This is a genomic window from Pseudomonas sp. GM24 (assembly GCF_000282235.1).
GTDB lineage: Bacteria > Pseudomonadota > Gammaproteobacteria > Pseudomonadales > Pseudomonadaceae > Aquipseudomonas.
The window spans coordinates 17,419-27,765 of record NZ_AKJR01000193.1 but is presented as its reverse complement, the minus strand read 5'-3'; the positions used below and the strand labels follow the sequence as shown (position 1 = coordinate 27,765).

The following is a 10,347-nucleotide window of genomic DNA, read 5'->3' as shown; positions in this document are numbered from 1 at the left end:
TACAGGGATTGGGGCCAATTTCGGGTTTTTCGGGTAGGCAACTATTGCCGGTCCCGCAACAGCGGTAATCTGGCGGGCACGCCAAATAGTCTCGGGAGCCTCGTCGGTATGGAACTTCACGTCGTGATCAACGGCCGCAAGGATCTTGCCGGTCAGTTGTATCAGCAACTGCGCGGCGCCATTGAATCCGGGCGTCTGGCCGCTGGCACGCAGTTGCCGCCCAGCCGTCTGCTCGCCGAGCAACTGGGCATCTCACGCAAGACCATTTCCGACACCTACGCACAACTGACCTACGAAAACTTCCTCACCGGAGTGATCGGCAAAGGCACCTACGTCAACGCACGCCCGGCGCAAATCCAGCGCATGCAAAGCCACAGCGAACTGGCCAGTGCCGAGGTGATCGAGAGCTGGCGCAATCTGCCGGTGTTCCTGCGCCATCCGACACTGGAAGGCTCGCTGCGTTACGACTTCATCGGTGGCGCGACCAGCAAGGGCCAGTTCCCGCAGGATGACTGGCGCCGCTGCGTCGCCCATGCGATGCGCCAGATGAGCCAGTCCAAAGGCTTCTACAGCGTGGCCGAAGGCCTGCCGGCGCTGCGCAATGCGATTGCCCGGCACATCGCGTTTTCCCGCGGGATCAACTGTCAGGACGAAGACATCGTCGTGTGCAACGGCGCGCAACAGGCGCTGGACCTGATCACCCGTGTGCTGATCAGCCCCGGCAGTCTGGTGGCGATGGAAGATCCCGGTTATCCGCCTGCGCGCCTGTTGTTCGGCACCCATGGCGCCGAGGTGGTCGGCGTGCCGGTGGACGCCGAGGGCATTCAGGTCGAGCACATTCCCGATGGCACGCGCCTCATCTATGTCACGCCGTCGCACCAGTTTCCGTTGGGCATGCCGATGAGTCAGGCGCGCCGTGCAGCCTTGCTGGCCCGTGCCCATGAGCTGGGCGCGATCATCATCGAGGACGACTATGACAGTGAGTTCCGCTACGAGGGGCGGCCCACCGATTCGCTGTTCAATCTCGACCAGCGCGGCATCGTCGCCTACGTCGGCACCTTCTCGAAAACCCTGCTGCCGGAGTTGCGTCTGGGTTATGCGATTCTGCCGCCGGCGATTCTCGAAGCGGTGATCCGCGCCAAGCAGCTCACCGATCTGCACGCCTCGACCCTGCCGCAATGGGCGCTGGCCAAGTTCATCGCCGAGGGTTGCCTGCTCAAGCATATCCGCCGTTGTCATGCGATTTATGCGCAGCGCCGCGAGCGGATTCTGGCGCGCATGGCGGATGATTTGTCGCCATGGCTTGAGGCGGTGCCGGCCAGCGCCGGGTTCCATATGGCAGTGTTCTGCAAGGTGCCGATCGACCTGCCGCTGGTGATCGAATTGGCGAAAAAAGTTGAAGTCGGGCTGTACTCGATCAATGGTTTTTATCATCAGCAACCGCCGAAGAACGGCCTGTACTTCGGCTTCGGTGCCATCGAAACCCTCGACATCGACATTGCGCTGGATCGCCTGCGCGACATCCTCCAGCAGGTCGCCTGAGCGATTGGCCTAAAGATTTAACCGCCGATTGGTTATTGGTGTTCCGGGGGTGCAGGCCTATCCTGCACAGGCGTTATCCCTCAATGAGCAGGATTCGTCCGGCCTGATTCAGGAGTGTGAGCAATGTCCAACGAAGTGATCAATACGGTCCAGGTGCAAGCTGCCGCCGGCCGCTCGGATGAACTGGGCAGGCAACTGCAGAGGATCGTCGAAACCCTGCGCGAAACGCCAGGCTGCGATTCCTACCTAGTCGACCGCTGCCCCGAGGACAGCCACCGCTGGACGGTTAGTGCGCGCTGGCAGTCGGAAGCGGCGATGCAAGCGCATTTCAACCGGCCCGAAGCGCAGGGGTTTATTGACTTGATCGATAGTCGGTTGGCTAATAGCGTGGATTTCAACAGCTTCCCTATCGTCTGATCTGACGCTATCGCTGGCAAGCCAGCTCCCACAGGGTTCAGCGTCGTTCGATAATTTAATGAACGACACAAAACCTGTGGGAGCTGGCTTGCCAGCGATGGCGTACTCAAACACGCTGAATAACCGCCGATTGGTCACCTGATCTTCCCGAATATTGGCCGTTTGAATGCCCCACCCTGCGGACTACTGTGATTGCACCCCCAGCCATCACAGGTAACCCGCCATGAAAGCCCTGCCCTTCTTCGCCGCCGCCCTCGCCCTGAGCCTCTGCGCCTCTGCCGCCTTCGCCCACGACCCATCTGAAAAAGTCACCGTCCTGCAAGACCAGAGGCTGAAAAACGCCCCCGGCAAAAAAGCCATGATGATCGAAGTCGACTACAAACCCGGCCAATCCTCCATCGCCCATAAACACGACGGCACCGCCATGGCCTACGTGCTCGAAGGCGAGGTGATTTCCCAGGTAAAAGGCGAACAGGCAATCACCTACAAGAAGGGTCAGTTCTGGTACGAACCGGCCGGTTCCGAACATCTGGTGTCGAAAAATGCCAGCCAGAGCAAACCTGCGAAGTTGCTGGTGTTCATGGTGCTGGCCCCGGATGAGCAAGTGCTGATCCCGCTGAAAAACTGATGGCTGTTTAACCAGCCATAAATAAACGGGCGCAAATCATCGTTTCGCGCCTTTTTATTTCCCGGCGCAATTAACCGCGCCGGGTTACAGCAAATGAAACTATCTAACACGTTTTAACTCAGCAAATTGTCAGGTTGGCGGGTTTAGTCTGAATTAACGGTCGTCACCAACGACCTTTAAAACTTTCCGACTGATGTTGTTTCACGGGAGAAACACCATGAAACTTGCGTTCACCAGTGTACTGGCGATATCGGTTTTAACGCTGTCAGCCTGTTCGGTACCCACCGCGCCTCAAGCCGTTTCCTCACTGGACACCCTGCTCCCCCATCCCACCGGCCGCAGCAGCGCCACTCAGGTGAAAAGCGGTCCCGGCGTCGCGCTCGGCGTCATCTACAGCCCAAGCACCCAGACCAATCGCGAATACCTGCGCGACTATCAGGCCAACGCCGGCACCGGTTTCGGCCAGAGCCTGCTGGTGCAGCCGATCCATGACGCCTACGTCGCCAGCTCGAAACCGGACATGGCGGTGGACTGGGTCAATGCATCCCTGCAACGTCAGTTTGGCTCAGTGACGGTGTATCCGGACATGCAGAGCCTGCGCGCAGCCAGACCGGATGTGGTGGCGATTGTCGATACCCACAGCCAGTTGATTACCTCGCGCAGTTCCGACATCAAAGCTGATGTCAGTGCCGACTTTTATGATGCGCAGTTGAACTACATCGGTACGGCGAAAGGTTCGGAGGCGCGAGAGCTGACGCCGGTGTGGGCGGACTTCAAGCGGTCGGAAGAGATAGTTGCCGATATTAATCAGCAGCAGGATGTGCAAGTTCGGGCGTTGCAGAAGTTTGACCAGTCGCTCAACAATTTGGTCGCGCGGCCGGCGGATAAAGTGTCGATGCTCGATAGTGAACAAGATAAAAAGTTGTATTGAATGTAAGAGTTCTTTCGCGAGCAGGCTCGCTCCCACATTTGAAATGCATTCCCCCTGTGGGAGCCTGCTCGCGAAGGGGCCAGTATTGCCCCCAAAACCCTCAACATCTCACGACACCAGGGATTTCCGGTTCAACCAAGTAAAATCAGGAATTTTCAGCAAATGCGAGGTACCGCGCCCCACGAACTTCACAGATACCTTCATCTGTCTACTGTTAACCCTGACAGTAGACCGCCTCGCCAAATCGGCTTCCAATAACTTGACAGTATTGATCTCTCGATCCCAGGTCGGTTATCGAGGTATGCAGAAGCTACAGATTTGAGGAGCAGACAATGTCTAACATTATCAACAGCGCTAACGTGGAAGCGCTCGACCCAACTTTTGGATCTGATGAATCAGGCGTGAGTTGGTTAAAATATCCGGATGGCAGCAATGGATTTGTGTGGGGCATCACCGTCGCGCCGGACGACAAACTGTTGATCGCCGGCAGAGCTGGAAAACGTTTCTCAATCGTGCGCCTGAAGACTAATGGTCGACAAGATCCCGATTTCGGTGATCAAGGAAGTGTCATTGGTGAGTTCGCCGTCGGCGAACGATCAACGGGCATGGGTGTTCGTGTACTCAAAGACAAGACAATACTGCTTGAAGGGTGGTTCGAGTACGATCCTTCGACCCCACCGCTGCGTGGTCTGGCTCTTTTCGACGATAAGGGATTGCCCGTCAAGGCATTTGGAAACGATGGGGTACTGATAGTTGATCCCATCTCGACACCCGCCTACCGATTGTCCAGAGAGGAGATCGCCAATAAAGACGCATCGGCGTCCCTCGAAGGTGGAAACTCCATTGACTTGCCCGACGGCAAGCTGATGATTATCAGCAATCATCTATATAGCTTTAGCGACAAGATCGGTTTATTGATGAGGCTGGAAAAGAACGGTTCGCTGGACATGGATTTCCATGAAAAAGGCTATGTCGCTGTCCAGTATCTCGCTAATTACACAACGGCTGCTTCACTGATAGGGCTCCAGGACGGATCGTTTGCCGTTGGTGGAAGCACTGCCGTGAATGGCAAAATGAAGCCGATGATTGCTCGCTTCAATGCACAGGGTGAGATCATTAAAGAGTTCGGAAACAAAGGCTTCGCGGTAATTGAAACTGATCAGCATCGTGGCGGTACAAGTCAACTTATAGAATTACCAGACGGCAATATCCTGGGTATTGGTAGCACGTCGTCGAACGGTACTCATAGTGGCCTATTGTTTTGTATCGACAACGAAGGCGCATTGGCCTCTTCTTTTAATCAAGGCAAGCCATTGATTACCTCATATCCACGCGCGCCGATGGGAATTCAATGGCATAAAGGCACCCTGCGACAGGGTAAGCACATATTGGTTATCGCCGACACCTTAGGAGAGGAAGACTCAAAAACGATCATTGCCAAGTTCGACCTGAAGGGCGTTCAAGACACCAATTTTGCAGATAAAGGTTTTTTGTCCATTAATCTGACTGATGTTCTCGATTTCGGCATATCCATAGCCACCCAAAATGATCAGATTGTCGGGGCTGGCACTTCCTTGCCTCATGCCGATGGCGTACGCGCTTTCGCCTTTCGTTGTTCGGAACTGGTTTAAATCAGAACAATGAAAAAGCCCCGCCTCTTCCGAGAGCGGGGCTTTTTATTCAACCACTACTTACGCCAGTTCAAGCTCGGCATTCGCAGCAACCGCAGGCACGACCGCTTGCCCGCTCAACGCCAAATCCAGCAACTCACGGTTGGCCACCGCATACATGGCGTAGTCCGTGCCGCTTGCCGCGCGGATTTCCACCAGCATGGCGCGCCAGCGCGAGATCATGCTTTCGTGCTGTTCCATCCACAGCGCCAGACGTGCTTCCACGTCCAGTGTGCCGTCGCCCTGTTGCAGGACGGAGATGGTGATCGCCCGTTGCTGCCAGTCGACGTCATCACGGAACGCTTCACGGGCCAGAGCCTGCCAGTTGTTTTCAACCGGCAGAGCGCTGATCTGTTGCAGGTACCAGGTGATGTCCAGCGCACTGCCCACGGCGAAGTAGGCCTTGGCCACTTCAGCAGGGTTCTGGCCAGTCACGTCGGACGCTTCGATGATCGGCAGCAGCGTGTACAGGTGCGAGGTGCCCGCAACCATACGCGCCAGCAGTTCCGGCACACCGGCTTCGACGTACGCCTGATAACGCGCCTGCCAGTTTTCACGGATTTCGCCGCTCAGCAGTTCGTCGAGTTTCAGGCCCAGCTCTTTCAGGTGCGGACCGAAATGCGCGACGTCACGGGCAGCGTTCTGCTCGTTGCGACGGGCACGCAGGAACCAGCGCGTAGCGCGACGGCCCAGACGCATCAGCTCGTCCATCAGCTCCAGCTGCACATCAGCGCTGACTTGGTAGTCCAGCGCTTCGATCTGACGGAACCAGTGCGGGAGGTGGAAGATGTCGCGCACGATCACATAAGCGCCAGCGACGTTCGCCGGGCTCATGCCGGTCGACTCTTTGAGTCGTTGAACGAAGGTGATGCCCATGTGGTTGACCAGGTCGTTGGCGATCTGGGTGCTGACGATCTCGCGCTTCAGACGGTGACGACGCATGGCTTCGGAGAACTTGCTGACCAGGGTCGGCGGGAACGCCGTTTCCATGTCGCGGGTCAGGTAGTCATCGTCCGGCACCAGCGAGCCCAGCAGTTGCTCTTTGAGGTCGATCTTGCTGTACGAGATCAGCACCGACAGCTCAGGACGGGTCAGACCGTGGCCTTCGGCAATACGCTCGGCCAGTTGCTCTTCGGTCGGCAGGAACTCGATGGCGCGGTCCAGCTTGCCACGGCCTTCCAGATCGCTCATCAGACGCTTGTACTCAGCGATGCGCGCATAGGCACGACGGGCCGCCAGGGACAGGGCCTGAGTCTGCTTGTAGTTGTTGCCCAGCACCAGATTGCCGACTTCGTCGGTCATGCTCGCCAGCAACTGGTTGCGTTGCTTGTCGGTCATGTCACCGGCCTGAACCACTTCGTTCAGCAGGATCTTGATGTTCACTTCGTGGTCGGAGCAGTCCACGCCACCGGCGTTGTCGATGAAGTCGGTGTTGGAACCGCCGCCATTCAGACCAAATTCCACACGACCCAGTTGGGTCATGCCGAGGTTACCGCCCTCGCCCACGACTTTGCAGCGCAGTTCGTTACCGTTGACGCGCAGTGCATCGTTGGCCTTGTCGCCGACATCGGCGTGGCTTTCAGTGCTGGCTTTGACGTAAGTACCGATACCGCCGTTCCACAGCAGATCCACCGGTGCCTTGAGCAAGGCGTTCAGCAGTTCGGTCGGGGTCAGTTTGTCAGCCTTGATGTCGAAGCGTTCCTGCATCTGCGGGGAGATCGCGATGCTCTTCGCGCTGCGCGAGAAGATACCGCCACCTTCGGACATGATGCTGGTGTCGTAGTCAGTCCAGGCCGAACGCGGCAGGTCGAACATGCGCTGACGCTCGACGAAGCTGGTCGCCGGGTTCGGGTTCGGGTCGATGAAGATGTGCATGTGGTTGAAGGCAGCGACCAGTTGCAGCTTGTCGGACATCAACAGACCGTTACCGAACACGTCACCGGCCATGTCGCCGACGCCGACCACAGTGATGCTGTCTTCCTGAACATTGATGCCGCGCTCACGGAAGTGACGCTGTACGCCAACCCACGCGCCTTTGGCGGTAATGCCCATTTTCTTGTGGTCGTAACCGGCCGAACCACCGGACGCAAACGCGTCACCCAGCCAGAAGCCGTAGTCGATGGCGATGCCGTTGGCGATGTCGGAGAAGGTCGCAGTGCCCTTGTCCGCCGCGACTACCAGGTACGGGTCGTCATCGTCGTGGCGAACCACGTTCAATGGCGGCACCAGTGCGCCGTCTTTCAGGTTGTCGGTGATGTCCAACAAACCGGAGATGAAGATGCGGTAGCAGGCGATGCCCTCGGCCGCGATCTCGTCACGGCTGCCGCCCAGTGGCAGGCGACGCGGCAGGAAGCCGCCCTTCGCGCCCACCGGCACGATGACCGAGTTCTTCACTTGTTGAGCTTTAACCAGACCAAGGACTTCAGTACGGAAGTCTTCTTCACGGTCGGACCAGCGCAGACCACCACGAGCGACGTTACCGAAGCGCAGGTGCACGCCTTCAACGCGTGGCGAGTAAACGAAGATTTCGAACTTCGGCACTGGCTTCGGCAGTTCAGGGATCGCGTGCGGGTTGAACTTGAAGCTGAAGTACGACTTGTTCTGGCCGTTGGCGTCAGTCTGATAGAAGTTGGTCCGCAGAGTCGCTTTGATCAGGTCGAGGTAACGACGCAGGATGCGGTCTTCGTTGAGCACCTGGACGTCGTCCAGTGCGGTCAGAATCGCTTGTTCCAGACGCAGTTGCTTGTCTTCCAGATCGTCGCTGCCGAGTTTGCGCGCCAGATAGAAGCGGGTCTTGAACAACCGGGTCAGCTCGCGAGCGATGTCGGTGTGGTTGTTCAGGGTGCTGGCGATGTAGCCCAGATCGAAGCCCAGACGAATCTGCTTCAGGTAACGCGCGTAAGCACGCAGCAGCGCAACGTCGCGCCACGGCAGGCCGGCGGTCAGTACCAGACGGTTGAACGCATCGTTTTCGGCATCGCCGCGAACGATGTGGACGAAGGCGTCCTGCAGGGTGTCGTTGAGTTGCTGGATGTCGAGATCCAGACCTTCAGCGGCAGTGAACGCGAAGTCATGAATCCAGAACTCGCGGCCATTGGTGTGACGCAGACGGTACGGGAATTCACCCAGTACGCGCAGGCCGAGGTTTTCCAGAATCGGCAAGACGTCGGACAGCGCCAGCGGCGTGTCGGCGTGGTACAGCTTGCAATGCAGCTCGCGCTGGCCGGAGACCTGACCGAGCGGCTGATAGAAGCTCATCACCAACGGATTTTTTTCGTTGAGGCTCAGCAGGTGCTGCATGTCGACCACGGCCGAATGCGCGGCAAAACGCTCGCGGTAGCCGGCCGGGAAGCCTTTCGGGAAGTCAGCCAGCACGTTGGTGCCGTGGGCTTCGCCGAAGCTCTCGACGGTCAGAGCGGCGTAATCATCCTGCCAACTGCGGCAGGCTTGCACGACTTCTTTTTCCAGCAGCACCGGGTCGATGTCGAGACGGTTTTTCGGGTCGACACGCAGGATCAACTGCACGCGCGCCAGTACCGACTCGGAGAAGAATGTCCAGAATTCGCAATCGGAAGCCTTCAGGCGCTCCATCAGCACTTGCTGGATCTTCTGGCGAACTTCGGTGGAATAGATGTCGCGCGGCACGTAGGCCAGGCAGTAGCAGAAACGACCGTACGGGTCTTTGCGCAGGAACACGCGGATCTTGTTGCGTTCCTGGATCTGCACGATCGACATGACGGTGGTGAACAGTTCGTCGACCGGAGTCTGGAACAGGTCATCACGCGGCAATACTTCGAGCACCTGCGCCAGTTCCTTGCCCAGGTGAGCCTTGGACTGGAAGCCGGAGCGCGTTTCGATTTCTTCGACCTTGCGGCGGATGAACGGGATGACCCGCACGCTCTCGCCATACACCGAGGAGGTGTACAGGCCCATGAAGCGGTGTTCCTTGATGACTTTGCCGTCAGCGTCGATTTCACGGATCGACACGTAATCTGGGTACGCCGGACGGTGTACACGGCTCGGGTGCGCAGCTTTGGCAAACGACAGCAGGGTCGGTTCGCGCAGGTAGGCAACGGCGTAGTCTTCGATGCGCAGGTCTTCGTAGGTCAGGCCGGTGCGCAGCAGTTTGGTCAGGCCGAGGAAGGAGTTCTGGTCGTACTCGATGTGGCCGCCATCGGCCTGATCGGTGACCACGAACTCTTCGTAGCCGAGGAAGGTGAAGTGGTTGCCCACCAGCCATTCCAGGAAGCTTTTGATTTCGTTCTTTTCGTCGGCATCGACGGCGAACGCGCTGTTGTCGAGTTTGGTGAGGATTTCCTGCACCTTGGCTTTCATCGGCTCGAAATCGGCGACCGCGACGCGGACTTCACCGAGAACCTGTTCCAGCTCTTTGCTCAGCACATTCAGTTCGGCCGCGTTGGCGCAGCGATCGATTTCCAGGTACATCAGCGATTCGTGCAGAACGCCTTCGCCGGTGCTGCCCTTCGGCAGGATTTCCAGCAGCTCGCCCTTGCTGCCACGACGCACGCTGAGCACGGTGGTTTGCAGGGTGTGGATGCTGTAGCCGCGGCGGTTCAGCTCGGTGCGGACCGAGTCGACCAGAAATGGCAGGTCGTGGTGCAGGACTTCGACCGCTGTATGGGTCGACTGCCAGCCATGACGCTCGTAATCAGGGTTGTAGACGCGCACTTGCGGTTGCGCGTGATCGAAGCGCTCAAGCAGGCGCCACGCGGAAAGAGTACAGCCAGCGAGGTCGGAGAGGCGACGTTGAGTCAGCTCGTCCAGGGAAATGATGCCGAAGAATTGTTCAGCGAACAGCGCCACTTGTGGCAGTGCCTGTTCACTGATGTGCTGCGCCAGTGCCGCTTGCAGTTGGTGCTGGAAGTCGGCTTTGCTGGCTGCGGTGAAGAACGCCATCTGTGGTACTCCGCTTAAGCTTGTTATTGATGGAAAGCGTCGCGTGCAACACCCCTTTCGGGGCTTGTGTCGCCCTGTTCCTGATTCTCGGGCAGAGGAAACAGGGGGACAGGTGGGTGAAGCTGGACGGGACACTCAGGTCACATTCACCTTCCATAGAATGAGCATCTGCAAAAGCGACTGCCAGCGGTGCCGACAATGCCTTTACGGGTGCTCATCCGTTGCGCAGCTTAAAGGGTGCG

General features: G+C 58.0%; 6 protein-coding genes. 5 read left to right on the top strand and 1 reads right to left on the bottom strand.

Annotation, left to right across the window (positions count from 1 at the left end; translation table 11 throughout):
- The first annotated feature begins 108 nt into the window (after positions 1 to 108).
- The 5 genes from pdxR (at position 109) to PMI23_RS21000 (ending at position 5,149) form a co-directional block, all read left to right on the top strand.
- Positions 109 to 1,542: a MocR-like pyridoxine biosynthesis transcription factor PdxR gene (pdxR, locus tag PMI23_RS21020; RefSeq protein ID WP_007913930.1), complete on the top strand. Its 1,434-nt coding sequence runs from the start codon at positions 109 to 111 to the stop codon at positions 1,540 to 1,542.
- A gap of 123 nt (positions 1,543 to 1,665) precedes the next feature.
- The gene (locus PMI23_RS21015) at positions 1,666 to 1,959 is read left to right on the top strand and encodes a putative quinol monooxygenase (RefSeq protein ID WP_007913929.1); all 294 of its coding nucleotides are present in this window, start codon (positions 1,666 to 1,668) and stop codon (positions 1,957 to 1,959) included.
- A gap of 223 nt (positions 1,960 to 2,182) precedes the next feature.
- Positions 2,183 to 2,587, top strand: coding sequence for a cupin domain-containing protein (locus PMI23_RS21010; protein WP_007913928.1), 405 nt, complete (start codon positions 2,183 to 2,185; stop codon positions 2,585 to 2,587).
- A gap of 217 nt (positions 2,588 to 2,804) precedes the next feature.
- A complete protein-coding gene (locus tag PMI23_RS21005; RefSeq protein ID WP_007913924.1) occupies positions 2,805 to 3,518 on the top strand; it encodes a hypothetical protein in 714 nt (237 codons plus the stop codon).
- Between the two features lie 332 nt (positions 3,519 to 3,850).
- Entirely contained in the window at positions 3,851 to 5,149 is a 1,299-nt protein-coding gene (locus PMI23_RS21000; RefSeq protein ID WP_007913922.1) for a hypothetical protein, read from the top strand.
- Between the two features lie 60 nt (positions 5,150 to 5,209).
- On the opposite strand, the gene PMI23_RS20995 is transcribed toward PMI23_RS21000, so the two are convergent.
- Positions 5,210 to 10,105, bottom strand: coding sequence for an NAD-glutamate dehydrogenase (locus PMI23_RS20995; RefSeq protein ID WP_007913920.1), 4,896 nt, complete (start codon positions 10,103 to 10,105; stop codon positions 5,210 to 5,212).
- Positions 10,106 to 10,347 lie beyond the last annotated feature (242 nt).